Raw genomic sequence first — 15,071 nt, forward strand, 5'->3', positions numbered from 1 at the left:
GGCTGGCCCGAACGGCGCTCCCGGCGGGACCTTCGCGGGCCCAGCTGGTGGTGGCGGGTCCATGGCCGGCGTGCGGCCGCTGCCGCCGGTGAGCGCGGCGGTCTCGGTCGAGGCCGCCGGGACGCGCGGGCTACGAGGTGGTTCACGGGAGACTCGCGCCGCGGACGGTCGGGCGCTGCGGGTGCTGGTCGTCGACGACGAATCCGTGCTGACGGAGCTGCTGACAATGGCGCTGCGCTACGAAGGCTGGGAGGTCGCCGCCGCCGGCACCGGGATCACCGCCCTGCGGATGATCGACGAGTTCCAGCCGGACGCGGTCGTCCTGGACATCATGCTGCCGGACATGGACGGGCTCGCGGTGCTGCGCGGGATGCGTTCGGTTCGGCCTGACATCCCGGTGCTGTTTCTGACCGCGAAGGATGCGGTCGAGGACCGGGTTCTCGGCCTGACCGCCGGTGGCGACGACTATGTGACCAAGCCGTTCAGCATCGAGGAGCTTGCCGCCCGGCTGCGCGGGCTGATGCGGCGGGTGCACGGCACCGTCGCCGCCCGCCGCAACGTCCTGTCGGTCGGCGATCTCACCCTCGACGAAGACAGCCGCGAGGTCTATCGCGACGGAGCCGAGATCCACCTGACCGCGACCGAGTTCGAGCTCCTTCGCTACCTGATGCGCAACCCACGGCGGGTACTGAGCAAGGCGCAGATCCTCGACCGGGTCTGGAACTACGACTTCGGCGGCCAGGCCAACGTCGTCGAGCTCTACGTGTCCTACCTGCGCAAGAAGATCGACGCCGGCCGGCAGCCGATGATTCACACGATGCGTGGCGCGGGCTACGTGCTCCGGCCGGTCGCGGCGCCGGCCGGAGCCGCCCTGGTCAGGGTGGCGAATCCGGCGGCCACGGGGTGACCGGCGCCGCCAGCCCGGAACCGAGGATCGACCCGGCCGCCGGGCGAGCCGCCGCCGAGCGCGCGAGCGGTGGCGACCGGGCCGGTGCCGAGACGGGGTCGCGCGGCCGTCGGCATCGGCAGTCGCGCTCCGGGCCCGGCCGCGGCGCACCCCCGCGTCCGGCGTCGCGCCCGGACCGGGTGAGACACCGCGAACGGTCGTCACGCCGGGTGCTCGCGCCGCGCCGATGGTCGCTGCGGACCCGGCTGCTGGCGTTGCTGTTGGTGCTGCTGACGGCCGTGTCGACGGCGATCGTCGGAGTGACGGCGCTCGAACTGCGTTCCTACCTGATCCACCAGGTCGACGCGCGTCTCGGCGCGGTCGACAAGCGCTGGGTCAAGCCGCCGCCGACCGATGCCAACGCGCGGGCCGGCGGCGGCTTCGCGCCGAGTGGTACTGGGTCGAACACCGACGGATCGTCGTCGAGCGCCTCCGGGACGCCAGGCTCGAGTGGTAGCACGCCGGGTAACGGGACCGGCCTCGGCTCGACCGCCGGGCCAGACGGCAGCCCGACCGGCGTGCTGCCGTGGCAGGGCACCCCGGCCGATTTCGTCAACCTGCAGGGCCAGTCGACCGGCACCGTCGCCGCCCACATCGTCGGCAGCAAGGTCGAGACCGCGGTGATCCCGGCGCCCGGCGAGGTCGCCCAACAGCTTCCGGCCAGCGAGGCGGCCAAGCTGGCGGCCATCCCCGTCGACGACACGCCACGAACCGTGACGCTGGGCAGTTTCGGGGAGTACCGGGTGAAGGCCCGGCTGGTCCCCGACGGCACGGCCGTCGTCAGCGGGCTCTCGCTCAGCGAGGTCAACGCGACGGTCGATCAGCTGATCATCATCGCCGGCTGCGTCGCGGGCTGCGGGGTGCTGCTGCTTGGAGTGGTCGGCGCGGTGACCGTGCGGCGAACCCTTCGACCGCTACGCCGAGTGGCCGCCACCGCCGCCCAGGTCGCCGAGCTGCCGCTGGACCGGGGAGCGGTCACGCTGCGGGTCCGCGTCCCAGATGTCGACACCGACCCGAGGACCGAGGTCGGCCAGGTGGGCGCGGCGCTGAACCACATGCTCGGCCATGTCGGCGCCGCCCTCGCCGCCCGGCACGCGAGCGAGACACGGGTGCGCCAGTTCGTCGCCGACGCCAGCCACGAGCTACGCACACCGCTGGCCGCGATCAGCGGCTATGCCCAGCTGACGCGGCGCATCGGGGCTCAGAACGGCTTCGACGACCCTCGCCGACCCGTGGTGCCGCCGGACGTCGCCTACGCGCTGAGCCGGGTGGAATCCGAGACGAAACGGATGACCACGCTGGTGGAGGACCTGCTTCTGCTGGCGCGCCTGGACTCCGGCCGGCCGCTTGAACATGGCGAAGTGGACCTGTCCCTGCTCGTCGTGGACGTGGTCAGTGACGCGCATATCGCGGCGCCTGGGCATCGCTTCAGCCTGTCGCTGCCGGCCGATCCAGTGACCGTTCGTGGCGATGAGGCTCGGCTGCATCAGGTTCTGGCGAATCTTCTGGCGAATGCCCGTACCCACACACCGGCCGGTACCTCGGTGACCGTCGCGCTGGAACTGCCGCCCGGGTCCGGAACCGAGAAGTCGTGGACCGGCGAGGTCCAGCTTTCGGTCATCGACGACGGGCCGGGTATCCCCGCCGACCTGCTCCCCAACGTCTTCGAACGGTTTGCCCGGGGAGACTCGTCGCGTTCCCGGGCGGCTGGCAGCACCGGACTCGGGCTGGCGATCGTCGCCGCGGTCGTCGAGGCGCACGGCGGCCGGATCAGCGTGACGAGCAGCCCCGGGCGCACGGCCTTCACCGTCACGCTTCCGCGTACCGTGCCGGCCGCCGCGCCGGCGGTCGCGGGAGTGGCAGGTGATCTCTGCGCGGCGGATGCCCACCATCCGCTGGGTTTCCAGCACTCCTTGGACGACCGGTACGCGCCGGACGAGTTCGACCCGTCGGACGGCCTGGAGGCCGGGGTCGGCCTGGGGGCCGAGGACGGGCTGTACCTGGCGGATGACCTCGATGCCGTCGACGACCTGGACACGGTGGTGGACCTGGCCTCGGCGGGCTCCGGGCAACCGGGAGAGATCCGGATTCGCTGACTTCGGGCGCGGGTGGGAAGCCACGTGAGAAACGGTCCGCCGCGGGCCACCGGGCGACATGTCGGTGAAACATTTCCGACGTCGTCCGGTCATTGTCGCGGCGTTTGCGATATTGTCGCGCACACGACTGAAGATCGCCCTTCGACGGGCCTGCCGTTAATGTGGCATGCCTTTTATGCGTCGTGACCTGCGGCTCGTGGGCGGATGGCTAGTTCCGGACGGCGTGCGCGCGGGGCGGCTCGACGTTTTCACAGCGGACCCACAGTTGGCCGCAATGGAGAGCACAGGCCGAGGCGCCAGCCTGGGACCATGACCACGACAGGGCACCCGCAAGGCACCGCGGCGCTGGTCGAGCACATTCCGGCTCGATCGGAGCAACTGGGGCCACGTCCCGTGCTGGATGTGGTAATTCCCGTCTACAACGAGGAAACTGACCTGGAGCCGTGCGTCACCCGGCTACGGCGGCATCTCGTCGAAACATTTCCTTATCCCTTTCAGATAACGATCGCGGATAATGCCAGCACCGACCGGACGCTGGCCGTCGCGAACCACCTCGAGGCGACGATTCCCGAGGTCGCCGTGCTGCACCTTGACGCGAAAGGTCGCGGCAGAGCGCTGCGCACGGCGTGGGGGCTGTCCCAGGCGCCGGTCCTCGCCTACATGGACGTCGACCTGTCCACGGACCTGCGTGCCCTGCTTCCCCTGGTCGCGCCGCTTATTTCCGGCCATTCGGACCTGGCGATCGGCAGCCGGCTCGCCCCGGGCGCCCGGGTCGTGCGTGGCCCGAAACGCGAAGTGATCTCGCGTTGCTACAACCTGCTGCTGCGCCGCGCGCTGGCCGCCCGGTTCTCGGACGCCCAATGCGGATTCAAGGCGATTCGTCGCGATGTGGCCCGGGCGCTGCTGCCGCTCGTGCAGGACACCGGCTGGTTCTTCGACACCGAGCTGCTCGTGCTCGCGGAACGCTCCGGGCTGCGGATCTACGAGGTCCCGGTCGACTGGGTCGATGATCCGGACAGCCGGGTCGACATCGTGGCCACCGCCATGGCGGACCTGCGGGGGATCGCTCGTCTGGGCCGGGACCTGGCCACCGGCCGGCTGCCGGTGCGGGAGGTGCGCGCCCAGCTGGGCCGTCGCCCGCTGACCGCGGGAACCCAGGCGGCGACCGAGGCCACCGGCCAGCGTCAGCTGATCCAGCAGCTTGCCAGGTTCGGCGCGATCGGCATCGCGAGCACCGCCGCGTACCTGGCGCTGTTCGTCCTGCTGCGCGGATGGTTCGGCGCGCAGGGCGCGAACTTCTTCGCCCTGCTGGTCACCGCCATCGCGAACACGGCAGCCAACCGGCGCCTGACGTTCGGGCAGCGCGGCGTCGGTGCCCGCAGCCAGATAGAGGGCCTGATCGTCTTCGGCCTCGGCCTGGCGCTCACGAGCGGTGCGCTAGGCGCGGTGCGGGCACTGGCGCCGGGAGCCGGCCGTGGTGTCGAGCTCTCGGCGCTGATCGCGGCGAACCTCATGGCGACGCTGCTGCGCTTCGTCGCCTTCCGAGCGTGGGTCTTCCACCCGCGCCGAGCCGAGGCCGGCTCCAGCCACCCGCCGACCGGTCAGGAAACCGCCGAGCCGGTGCCGGGCAGTCTCTTCCAGCCCATCCGCCCGCGGAGCCCGCACAGCGACGAGTGACCACGCGGCCGGGCACTGGGAGTGCCAACCCGCGCTCCTCTTCCCCGCCCGGCCCGGCATCGCGTTCTCGCTCGGCCCCGCTTCCCCGCCTGGTGTCGCTTCGCAGCCTGGCCCGGCCCGCACGAACTGGCCCAGCACTTACCGCACCTGTCCGACCTGGCAGCTACTTCCCCGCCAATCACTGGAACTCGGAGAACGACCGATGAGAGCGGACGAGGGCGCCTGGCGCGCCCCGCAACACTCCCTTGACCCCTACGCCACCCAGCCGCCGCGGGCGAATCCCTATGCGGCGGACGCGAGCCAGACCGGCGGGATCGACGTCGTCGAGACCTGGCCGGGCCGGCAGGCCCCCGAGTTTCCACGTGACGGCGAGCGTCCCGTCGGTTCCGGCCCCGCGGACGGCGACGGCGAGCGCGGCGGCGACGGTTCCGGCGGTGGCGCAGGTGGCCGGGGTTCCGGCGGCGGGCGGCACGGCCGGCCCGGACGGTCCGGTCGGCTCCTGCGGGGCCGGCCCGACGACCCCCGCTGGGCCCGGCCCGCGCTGCTGGTCCTGCTCGCCGCGACGGCCGTCCTCTACCTGTGGGGCCTGGGCGCGTCCAACTACGGGAACAGCTTCTATGCCGCCGCCGTCCAGGCCGGGACGAAGAGCTGGAAGGCCTTCTTCTTCGGCTCGATCGACGCGTCGAACTACATCACCGTCGACAAGCCGCCCGCCTCGCTCTGGATGATGGCGCTGTCCGGCCGGATCTTCGGATTCTCCAGCTGGAGCATGCTCGTTCCGAACGCGCTCTGCGGCGTCGCCTCGGTGGGGCTCCTCTACGGGGCGGTGCGGCGGGTGGCCGGGCCGGCCATGGGACTGCTCGCCGGCGCCGTGTGCGCGTTGACGCCGGTCGCGGTGCTGATGTTCCGTTTCAACAACCCGGACGCGCTGCTCGTCCTGCTGCTGGTCTTCGCCGCCTACTGCGTGACGCGGGCGCTGGAATTCGCCTCCTGGCGGTGGCTCACGCTGGCGGGCGTCCTCCTCGGCTTTGGCTTCCTCACCAAGATGCTGCAGGCGTTCCTGGTGGTTCCGGCGTTCGCGCTGGCCTACCTGATCGCCGCCCCGACCGGGCTGCGGGCCCGGATCGGCCACGTGCTCCTCAGCGGGGTCGGCATCGTCGTCGGCGCCGGATGGTGGGTCCTGGCCACCATCCTGTGGCCGGCGAGCTCACGGCCCTACTTCGGCGGCTCCGGTAACAACAGCGTGCTGGGCCTCGCCTTCGGCTACAACGGCCTCGGGCGGATCTTCGGCGGCGACGGCAACGGCGGTGGCGGCGGCCGGCCGACCGGACAGGCTGCGGACGCGCTGACCGCGCTCGGTTCCAACGCCTCCGGCGACGCGTCGACCGCGGCGGCCGGCGCGGCGGCGCGGGCAGCCGAAGGATTCGCGGGCGGAGCGCCGACCGGCGCTGGCGGCGGTGGTGGCGGCGGCTTCGGTGGCGCGACCGGCATCACCCGGATGTTCAGCGACAACTTCGGGGCTCAGATCTCCTGGCTGCTGCCGGCGGCGTTGATCCTGCTGGTCGGGGGCCTGTGGGCGACCAGGCGGGCGCCCCGGACCGACCGGCTCCGCGCGGCGCTGGTGCTCTGGGGCGGCTGGACGGTCGTCACCGCTCTCGTCTTCAGCTACATGAAGGGCACGATCCACGAGTACTACTCGGTCGCGCTCGCCCCGGGCATCGCGGGGACGGTCGCGCTGGGTGCGTGGTCGCTGTGGCAGACCCGTGACCGGCTGGTCAGCCGGGCTGTTCTCGCCGTGAGCTGCGGGGTCACCGCGGTCTGGGCCTTCGTTCTGCTCGGCCGCACCGACTGGCAGAGCTGGCTGCGCTACCCCGTCCTGCTGACCGGCCTGCTGGCCGCCGTCGTCCTGCTGGCCTGGCCGTGGCTGTCCAACCGTGAGGACATCGACGCCCCGACCGGCCGGCTGACTCCGGCGCGCCGGGCGGTGGCCATCGTCGCGCTGGCCGCGGCCGCGTTCGGGACGGTCGGCGCGCCGGCCGCCTACGCGCTGGAAACCGCTTCGGTCGCGCACACCGGCTCCACTCCGCTCGCCGGGCCGGCGTCGGCCCGAGCCGGCGGCTTCGGCGGGCCGGGTGGCGGCTTCAACCCGGGCGCCGCTCGTGGCGCCGACGGGACCAACCAGGCTGGCTCCGCGCCTGGCGGTTTCCCCGGCTTCGGCGGTGCTGGCGGGCCGGGCGGCTCGGCCACCGGCGGTCAACCGGCTACTGGTAACGAGGCCTCAGCCGAAGGCGGGACCTCGGCCGAAGGCCAGACCGGGACAGCTGCCCGATCTGGCGGCGGCATGGGCATGGACGCCCAGGCCGACAGCGCGGTGACGAAGCTTCTGTCGACGAACGCCGGCCTGTACCGCTGGGTCGCCGCTGTCAGCAGCTCGCAGTCCGCGGCCTCGTTGGAGCTGGGCAGCGGCGGCCTCCCGGTCATGGCGATCGGCGGCTTCACCGGCAGCGACAACGCCATAACCCTGGCCCAGTTCCAGAAGTACGTGAAGGACGGGGAGATCCACTACTACCTCGGCGAGGGCGGCGGCGGCTTCGGTGGCGGCGGCAACGGCGTGATCAGCCAGATCACCACCTGGGTCGAGGCGAACTACTCGACCGTCACCGTCAACGGCCAGACCCTGTACGACCTGACCAAGCCGAAGTCGTAACCCACTCACCCGCGGGCTTCGCCCAGCGGGGACGACCCAGGGTGCTGGTGCCGGCGCGACTCGCCGGCACCAGCATCTTTCTCGTCTGGCCTGCTGAGGAGCTCTAGGGCTGTTGAGGAGCCCAGGCCGCGGCCGCGGTGCGAAGGTGCTGGAGAAGGGCGGCGGTGGTCGGCGGGTCCGGCGGCTCGCCATGGACGGCGGCCGTCACCGTGCGGGCGAGACCGGGGATCTCCGTCACGCGGACTCCGGGGTGACGGTGCGACCGCAGACTCAGACCGGGCAATGTGGTGACGCCGAGGCCAGCGGCGACCAACGCCTGGACCGCCAGGTAGTCGTCCGTCGTGAAGGCGATGTCGGGGGAGAAACCGGCGGCGGCGCAGGACTGAACCAACGCGGTGCGACACCGTTCACAGCCGGCGATCCACCGCTTCGAGCTGTGGTCGACCAGCCGATCTCCGGGCATGTCCTTCGGAGTCACCAGATAGATCGGCTCGGTCAACAGCGGCACCCGACGCAGGCCGTCGTCAGTCGGCTGATCGGCGGTCTCTTTGCCCGGCGGCTCGTTCTCCGCCGTTGGCCTGCTCTGATAGCTGAAGATCAGGGCGACGTCGACCTCACCGGAACGCAGCAGCCGGATGGCATCGGGCGGCTCGGCCTCGGTGAGACGCAGTTCGATGCCAGGGCTGGCGGCGGCGAACGCGGCCGCGGCCGTCGGCACGAAGGTCCCAAGGGCGGACGGGAATGCGGCCAGACGGACCCGCCCTGCCCGCAGCCCCGTGTACGTCGCCAGCTCGGCCTCGGCGGCGTCGAGGCGGCCGAGGATCTCCTCTGCCCGTTCGGCCAGCACCTGGCCGGCCTCTGTGAGGCGAACGCCCCGGCCGACCCGCTGGATCAGCTGGCTGCCGGTTTCCGCCTCCAGCCGGGACAGATGGTGGCTGACGGACGGCTGCGCGTACTGGAGGGCCCGGGCCGCGGCGGTCACCGAGCCGTGCCGAGCAACCGCTACGAGTACCCGCAGCCTGGTCACGTCCAGCATGCGCCGAACGTATCAGTCTGATTGATGGGTTCGGGTGATAGTTGGCATTGGACCGATGGATGGACTTGTCGGACCATGCTCGTATGGCAGACGGTTGTGCCCCGCTCCCCACTTTTGCCGACCTCGCCGCCGCTCGCGACCTTCTGGCCGCTCACCTCCCCGTCACCCCGATGTGGTCATATCCAGCCCTCAACGCTGCGGTCGGCGCGACTGTCCACATCAAGCACGAGAACGTCCAACCGACCGGGGCGTTCAAGGTCCGCGGCGGCTTGAACCTGCTCGCCGGTATGTCGCCGGCTCAGCGCGCAATCGGGACGATCACGTACTCGACGGGGAACCACGCCCAGTCGATGGCCTATGCCAGCGCCCAGTTCGACGCGCCCTGCACCGTGGTCATGCCGTCGAACGCGGCGTCCTCGAAGGTGCGAGCGCTGGCGGCCCTTGGCGCCGTCGTCGAGCTTCACGGACTCGACATGGCGGCGGCGCAGGCCCGAGCCGAGGAGCTCGCCGTCGAGACGGGTCAGCTCCTCGTCAGCCCTGGTGACACCCCTGAACTGATCGCCGGCGTCGGAACGGCCTATGTGGAGATCTTCGAGGCCCGGTCCGACTTCGACGCCGTGATCGTTCCGATTGGCAGCGGCACCGGCGCCTCGGGAGCGTGTCTGGCTGCCGCCCGGCTCGCGCCGCACTGTCGGGTGATCGGCGTGCAGTCCACGGCCGCGCGGGCCGCGCACGACTCCTGGCGCGCGGGCGAGTGCGTGCGCCGGCCGATCCGCACCTGGGCCGACGGCCTCGCCACCGGCCGGGGCTACGAGCTGCCGCAGGCGGTGTTGTGCGGCGGCCTCGCGGACTTCCAGCTCGTCACGGACGACGACATCCGGTCCGCGCAGGCCCTGCTGGCCAGCGATGCCCACACCTTGGCCGAAGGCGCCGGGGCGGCATCCTTGGCCGCGATCCTCGCCCATCCGGCGCGATTTGCCGGGAGACGCGTCGCGGTCGTCGTCACTGGCGGGAACGCATCACCGGCCGAGATCGCCGCGCTCGGGGGCGCCGCGAGGACTGCCGTCTCCGACGCGGCGTAGACGCGTCCAGCGCGCTCCGCTCCCGTCGACCAACCCCAGCGGGGTTGCCCGCCCGACCGGCGAACTGGCGATGATGCTCAGGCACGCGCGAACGGGCGGCGGCGCGCGCCACTTTCCGGGGCGCACCCACGGCCCGGCGTGGTGTAGTAGTCGGACATGGCATTCTCGCCAGGCGAGAAGCGGACTGTTGACGCGGTCGGGCTGACACGTCGGGCCAGAGCTGGCGCAGGATCTGAGGAGGCGAGTGCGGTGAGCCGGAGGATGGGTTCCTGGTTCGAGGAGCTGCCGGTCGGGACCGTCGTGCACCACGCGATCACCCGCACGCTCACCGAGACCGACAACGTGCTGCTCACGACGCTGTCGATGAACCCGCAGCCGCTGCACCTCGACCACGAGTTCGCGGCCGGGAGCGAGTTCAAGCGGCCTCTGATGAACTCGATGATGACGATCGCGACCGTCGTCGGCCTCGCGGTGCCGGAGCTCACGCTGGGAACGACGGTGGCGAACCTGGGCTTCGGTTCGATCGAGTTTCCCAAGCCGATGTTCGCGGGCGACACCCTGCACGTCGTGACCGAGGTGACGAAGGCGCGGCTGTCGAGCTCGCGCCCCGGCGTCGGCATCGTGGAGTTCCGCCACGACGGCTACAACCAGCACGACGAGCTGGTCTGCCGGGCGTTCCGGTCCGCGATGATGCACTGCCGCCCGGCCGACGAGGCCGAGTAACCCCTTGCCACCCAGCTGGTTGTAAGAGAGGCGCGAGGAGTCTCCATGGAGTTCGCTGAACCCGCCGAGCACACGGCCATCCGCGAGGCCGTGCGGGACATCTGCAAGGGGTACGACGCCGAGTACTGGCGCCAGCATGAGAAGGACCACGAGTTCCCGTGGAAGTTCTACAACGACATGGCCGCGGCCGGCTGGGTCGGCATCGCGATACCGGAGGAGTTCGGCGGCGGCGGTGGCGGTATCACCGAGGCGTCGATCGTGATGGAGGAGGTGGCGGCCGCCGGCGGCGCGATGAACGCGGCCAGCTCGCTGCACATCTCCATCTTCGGCATGAACCCGGTCGTGAAGTACGGCAGCCAGGCGCAGAAGGAGAAGTACCTGCCCCAGGTCGCCACCGGGGAGATGCAGGTCGCCTTCGGTGTCACGGAGCCAGACGCCGGTACCGACACGACGTCGATCACCACCCGCGCCGTCCGTCACGGCGACGACTACATCGTGCACGGCCAGAAGGTCTGGACGACCAAGGGCCACATCGCCGAGAAGGTGCTGCTCCTGGTCCGGACGACTCCGCTCGAGGAGGTCCGGAAGCGTACCGACGGCATGACCCTGCTGCTCGCCGACCTGCGCCGCCCCGAAGTCGACATCCACCAGATCGACAAGATCGCCCGCAACGCCGTCGGCTCCTGCGAGGTGCGCTACGACGGCCTGCGCGTCGATGGGTCGGACCTGGTCGGCGAGGAGGGCCGGGGCTTCAAGTACCTGCTTGACGGCCTGAACCCGGAGCGGATTCTCATCGCCTCGGAGGCACTGGGTATCGGAAAGGCCGCGCTGCGCATCGCCGCCCAGTACGCCAACGAGCGGGTCGTCTTCGGCCGGCCGATCGGGAAGAACCAGGGCATCGCGTTCCCGCTCGCCGAGGCGCACATGCGCCTGGCCGCCGCGGAGCTCGTCATCCGGCAGGCGTCCTGGCGTTACGACCAGGGCCTACCGTGCGGGGAGCATGCCAACACGGCCAAGTTCCTGGCCTCCGACGCCGCGTTCTTCGCCGCGGACCGGGCGATGCAGACGCACGGCGGTTTCGCGTTCGCCACCGAGTATCCGGTCGGCCGCTTCTGGGCCGAGTCGCGGCTGATGAAGATTGCCCCGGTCTCGCAGGAGATGGTGCAGAACTACATCGCCGAGCACGTTCTCGGGCTGCCTCGCTCGTACTGATCGGGGTAACCGGCGGCCGGTGCCCTGAGCGGCCGGCCGTGCAGGGCATCGGGGGGGGGGGGGGGGGGGGGGGGGGCGGGGCGGCGGCGCCCGGCCGGGGGGGGGGGGGGGCGCCCCGCGGCGCGGCCGCGGCGGGCCGCCGAGCCGGCGTTCGGGCCTCAGGCCCCGGCGGTGAGGACGCGGCGTGCCTGGGCGACCAGTGGGACGTCGACCATGCCGCCCTCGAAGTTGATCGTCCCCCGGCCCTCGCGCTGCGCCTCCTCGTAGGCGTCGACCAGCCGGCGGGCCCGGTCGTACTCCTCGGGCGACGGAGTGAACGCCTCGTGGGCCAGCGCCACCTGCCCGGGGTGGATGCACAGCTTTCCGCCGTAGCCCAGGTCCCGGGCGAAGGATGCCTCCTCCAGGAACCGGTCCCGGTCGTTGATCGCGGTGGTGACCTGGTCCAGCGCCACGACGCCCGCCAGCCGGCAGGCGATCGCGACCTGGGAACGGGCCGTCAGTACCTCGGCGTTGGATCGGGTCCGCCGGCCGCCCAGGTCGGCGATGAAGTCCTCGGCGCCGAAGTAGGCCGCGTCCACGCGGGCCGTGCTCGCCGCGTGGGCCAGCACCTCGGCGGCCCGGTGCACCCCGGCGACCGACTCGAGCCCGTACATCACGGCCCGGTCGCCGAGCCCGCGCGCACCGAGCGCCGCGGCCAGTGCGTCGACGTCGCCGACCGTCTCGATCTTCGGAACGACGACGCCGTCGAGGCCGAGGTCCGCGTAGCAGTCCAGGTCAGCGTCGAAGTTCTCCGTGTCGGTCACTCCGTTGACCCGAAGGAAGATCGCCCCGCCGAACTCGGCGCGCAGCTTCGGAACGGCCTCGATCGCGCCGGTGCGGCCCGCGGCCTTGGCGCCGAGCGGCGTTCCGTCCTCCAGGTCGACGATCACGATGTCGGCGCCGAAGCGCGCCTGCTTGGCAATCAGGTCGGGCCGGTTGGCCGGCGTGAACAGTGGCGACCGCCACCGAAGCGTTCCCGTGGTCATGGCGGGAACGCTAGCGGTGACCGGCCACCGGTTCACCTGGGATGTGACGGACTCAGCCGCGTGCGAGGACCAACGGGACGTTCATCTCGGCCGACGTCAACGAGCCGTGCTGGCCCCGCATCGTGGTCAGGTGCGGCTCGATCTCCGGCCGGACCAGCACCGTCGTCCCTCGGGCCGCCGCGATGACGTGGCCCAGCCGGTGGACGACCCGTTGGCGAACGACGGGCCCGAACCAGCCGTCGGCCACGGCCTGCTCCGCCGACAGCACCCACGCCCGCTCGCCGAGCACCTCCCGCCAGGCGGCCAGGACGTCCTCGGCCGCGCCCGGCTGCGCGTAGACGTACCGGGCCCGGGGCTCGCCGGCGATCGCGCGGACTCCGGCCAGCAGCTCGGGCGCCGCGTCCAGGCTGACCCGGTCGTCCGGGGTCACGGTGACCATGCCGTGATCGCCCGTGACGACGAGCAGCGTGTCCGGGGGGAGTGCCGCCACGAGCGTCGCGACCAGCCGGTCGACCAACGCGAGCTGCGCCTGCCAGCCCCTTGAACCTGGGCCGAGCACGTGTCCGGTCGTGTCCAGGTCGGAGACGTAGGCATAGACGAGACCGGGCTCGCGCAGCGCTGAGGTGACGGCGTCGACCAGCGTGCCCCAGGTGGGTGCGCCGACGTACCGGCCACCGCGCAGCCCGGCCCGGGTCAGCCCGGACTCCCTGAACTGCGGCGGCGAGACCGAGGTGACCAGCAGTCCGGCCGCAGCCGCGTCCTCGAAGGCTGTCGATTCGGGCTGGAGCTGCTCGGGGAGCAGGGTGTCGAGCAGCGAACGGTCCTGGCCCTGGAACTGCCAGCGAAGCGCGTTCAACAGGCCGCCGGCGCCGGCGAACGGCTCGAACAGGTAGCCGATCATGCCGTGGTCGCCGGGCGCGCGGCCCGTGCCGATGGACGTGAGGCTGGTGACCGTCGTCGACGGGTAGCAGGTGGTCAGCGCCCCCGCCCGGTGAGCGACCAGGGTCGGCGCGATCTCGGCGTGGGCGGTCAGCAGCTCGTCGCCAAGCCCGTCCACCAGCAGCAGGCAGGCCGATCGTGCCGGCTCCAGTCCCAACTGGGACGCACCGGCGACACCGGTGGCCACGACCGAAGCCAGCAGCGCCGGCACCAGCTCGGCCAGCGAATCAACGCCATACCGGGGAAGCGCGGGAGGCTGCACGGCTTGAGTCTCTCGCGCCGGACACCGGCGGGCGAACCGGTTTGACCGGCTGGCCGCGGGCTGTTCGGCCGATCGACCCGGCCGGTTCGGTCCCGGCCGGGTCGATCGGTGGTGCTCAGGCCGCGGTCAGCTGGGCCTGGGCGTTGCGCAACGCCATGTTGGCGTTCTCCGGCAGGGCCAGCAGGGGCTCGGCGACTTCCTCGACGGTCGGGCCGTACTGCGCCGCGAGCGGGGCAAGGGCGTCGAGGTCGAAGCCGTAGAGCCTGGCGGCGTTACCGCCGAGCGCGGCCCGCAGCTCGGCCTCGGACAGGTGGTGGAGAACCTGACGGAGCGCCTCGTGGGTGAAAGGCGTGGTCCCCTCGTCATGCGGGTAGTCGTTGCCCCACATCCACCGATCGGCGCCGATCACGCTGCGGGCGGCGACGTCGTCGGGACGGGGGAAGCTCGCGCCAACCCAGCAGCTCTGCTCGAAGTACTCGGTCGCCGAACGCGAGAGCGCGTCTTCCTTCCGGTACTTCAGCTCGCCGATCGAGCCACCGCGGATGTTCGCGAGGACGCCGTCCAGCTGCTTCAACAGCGGCGGGATGCCTGCGGCGGACGCCTCGGTGATGACGAACTTCAGCCGTGGGAACTTCTCGAACACGCCGGCCAGCAGCATGTGCACGAAGGGCCGCATGCCGTAGAAGCCCACTTCGCTGATCATGAGGGCCGGCGTGGCCGCGTAGCGGCCGTAGTTGGGCGAACCGGTGCCGCCGTGCAGGTTGACCGGGATCTCCAGGTCCTGCAGCGCGGCCCACAGCCGGTCGTACTCCGGGTCGTAGAGCGGCTTGACCCAGCTCACGTCGGGGGCCACGTTCGGCAGAAGGACGCCGCCGCGCAGGTTGTTTTCCTTGATCCAGGTCGCGTCCGCGATGGCGTCGTCGATGTCGTTCAGGAAGATCTGACCGACACCCGCCCGCTGGGCGGCCTTACGGGAGCAGAAGTCCGCGAGCCACCGGTTGTGCGCCTGGATGCCGGCGCGGCGGTGGCGGTACTCCTCGGCCTTCGGCGGCCCGGCGAACAGCACGAAGCCCGGGTAGAAGGGCGGCACGGTGTTCGGGAAGATCACTTCGCCGACGACGCCCTGGGCGAGCTGGTCGCGGTCGCGCCGCTCGTCGTCCCAGTTGCGGACCCGCAGGTCGGTGTCGCGCAGGTCCTTCCAGGGGTTCTTGTACCTACCGCGCCAGGCGTCGAAGTCCTCAAGGAACGACGGGTCCAAGTACTCGCGGTAGGTCTCGTGGTTGGCACCGGCGTGGGTGTCAGCCGAGATGATCGTGTACCGGGCGGCCACGGGCACTCCCTGATCGCGTCAAGGTGGACACGACCG

Annotated in this window: 11 protein-coding genes; 7 read left to right on the forward strand and 4 right to left on the reverse strand. The window is 71.5% G+C overall.

Annotated features, from left to right (window positions below; translation table 11 throughout):
* Positions 1–61: 61 nt before the first annotated feature.
* From I6A60_RS07860 to I6A60_RS07875, 4 genes are all read left to right on the forward strand, one after another.
* Positions 62–907, forward strand: a complete 846-nt coding sequence (locus tag I6A60_RS07860; protein WP_203018344.1) for a response regulator transcription factor — start codon at positions 62–64, stop codon at positions 905–907.
* 209 nt (positions 908–1,116) lie between these two features.
* Positions 1,117–3,042, forward strand: a complete 1,926-nt coding sequence (locus tag I6A60_RS07865; RefSeq protein ID WP_203018274.1) for a cell wall metabolism sensor histidine kinase WalK — start codon at positions 1,117–1,119, stop codon at positions 3,040–3,042.
* A 309-nt stretch (positions 3,043–3,351) separates the two neighbouring features.
* Positions 3,352–4,719 (forward strand): bifunctional glycosyltransferase family 2/GtrA family protein, encoded by a 1,368-nt coding sequence (locus I6A60_RS07870; protein WP_203018272.1) that lies wholly within the window; start codon positions 3,352–3,354, stop codon positions 4,717–4,719.
* Positions 4,720–4,921: 202 nt separating this feature from the next.
* Positions 4,922–7,426, forward strand: a complete 2,505-nt coding sequence (locus tag I6A60_RS07875) for a glycosyltransferase family 39 protein (protein WP_203018270.1) — start codon at positions 4,922–4,924, stop codon at positions 7,424–7,426.
* Between the two features lie 103 nt (positions 7,427–7,529).
* Here I6A60_RS07875 and I6A60_RS07880 read toward each other — a convergent pair whose 3' ends face one another.
* Complete coding sequence (locus tag I6A60_RS07880) at positions 7,530–8,462, reverse strand: LysR family transcriptional regulator (RefSeq protein ID WP_238434984.1); 933 nt, start codon at positions 8,460–8,462, stop codon at positions 7,530–7,532.
* An 83-nt stretch (positions 8,463–8,545) separates the two neighbouring features.
* On the opposite strand from I6A60_RS07880, the gene I6A60_RS07885 reads away from it, so the two are divergent.
* From I6A60_RS07885 to I6A60_RS07895, 3 genes are all read left to right on the forward strand, one after another.
* The gene (locus I6A60_RS07885) at positions 8,546–9,544 is read left to right on the forward strand and encodes a threonine/serine dehydratase (RefSeq protein ID WP_203018268.1); all 999 of its coding nucleotides are present in this window, start codon (positions 8,546–8,548) and stop codon (positions 9,542–9,544) included.
* 261 nt (positions 9,545–9,805) lie between these two features.
* Positions 9,806–10,267, forward strand: a complete 462-nt coding sequence (locus I6A60_RS07890; RefSeq protein ID WP_203018340.1) for a MaoC family dehydratase — start codon at positions 9,806–9,808, stop codon at positions 10,265–10,267.
* A 45-nt stretch (positions 10,268–10,312) separates the two neighbouring features.
* Positions 10,313–11,479: an acyl-CoA dehydrogenase family protein gene (locus tag I6A60_RS07895; RefSeq protein WP_203018266.1), complete on the forward strand. Its 1,167-nt coding sequence runs from the start codon at positions 10,313–10,315 to the stop codon at positions 11,477–11,479.
* A 158-nt stretch (positions 11,480–11,637) separates the two neighbouring features.
* On the opposite strand, the gene I6A60_RS07900 is transcribed toward I6A60_RS07895, so the two are convergent.
* The 3 genes from I6A60_RS07900 to I6A60_RS07910 all read right to left on the reverse strand — a co-directional run bounded on the left by I6A60_RS07900 (position 11,638) and on the right by I6A60_RS07910 (position 15,035).
* Positions 11,638–12,504, reverse strand: coding sequence for a CoA ester lyase (locus I6A60_RS07900; RefSeq protein ID WP_203025394.1), 867 nt, complete (start codon positions 12,502–12,504; stop codon positions 11,638–11,640).
* 52 nt (positions 12,505–12,556) lie between these two features.
* Positions 12,557–13,705 (reverse strand): alkaline phosphatase family protein, encoded by a 1,149-nt coding sequence (locus I6A60_RS07905; protein WP_203025393.1) that lies wholly within the window; start codon positions 13,703–13,705, stop codon positions 12,557–12,559.
* A gap of 115 nt (positions 13,706–13,820) precedes the next feature.
* The gene (locus tag I6A60_RS07910; protein WP_203022016.1) at positions 13,821–15,035 is read right to left on the reverse strand and encodes an amidohydrolase family protein; all 1,215 of its coding nucleotides are present in this window, start codon (positions 15,033–15,035) and stop codon (positions 13,821–13,823) included.
* Positions 15,036–15,071: the final 36 nt, after the last annotated feature.

Origin of the sequence: Frankia sp. AgB1.9 (genome assembly GCF_016786355.1) — a bacterium.
Classification (GTDB): domain Bacteria; phylum Actinomycetota; class Actinomycetes; order Frankiales; family Frankiaceae; genus Pseudofrankia.

Bases quoted from the DNA above. Each gene is read 5' to 3' on its own strand.
- I6A60_RS07880 (WP_238434984.1), bottom strand. From the start codon at position 8,462: ATGCTGGACGTGACCAGGCTGCGGGTACTCGTAGCGGTTGCTCGGCAC.
- I6A60_RS07890 (WP_203018340.1), top strand. From the start codon at position 9,806: ATGGGTTCCTGGTTCGAGGAGCTGCCGGTCGGGACCGTCGTGCACCAC.
- I6A60_RS07885 (WP_203018268.1), top strand. From the start codon at position 8,546: ATGGCAGACGGTTGTGCCCCGCTCCCCACTTTTGCCGACCTCGCCGCC.
- I6A60_RS07870 (WP_203018272.1), top strand. From the start codon at position 3,352: ATGACCACGACAGGGCACCCGCAAGGCACCGCGGCGCTGGTCGAGCAC.
- I6A60_RS07900 (WP_203025394.1), bottom strand. From the start codon at position 12,504: ATGACCACGGGAACGCTTCGGTGGCGGTCGCCACTGTTCACGCCGGCC.
- I6A60_RS07875 (WP_203018270.1), top strand. From the start codon at position 4,922: ATGAGAGCGGACGAGGGCGCCTGGCGCGCCCCGCAACACTCCCTTGAC.
- I6A60_RS07895 (WP_203018266.1), top strand. From the start codon at position 10,313: ATGGAGTTCGCTGAACCCGCCGAGCACACGGCCATCCGCGAGGCCGTG.
- I6A60_RS07860 (WP_203018344.1), top strand. From the start codon at position 62: ATGGCCGGCGTGCGGCCGCTGCCGCCGGTGAGCGCGGCGGTCTCGGTC.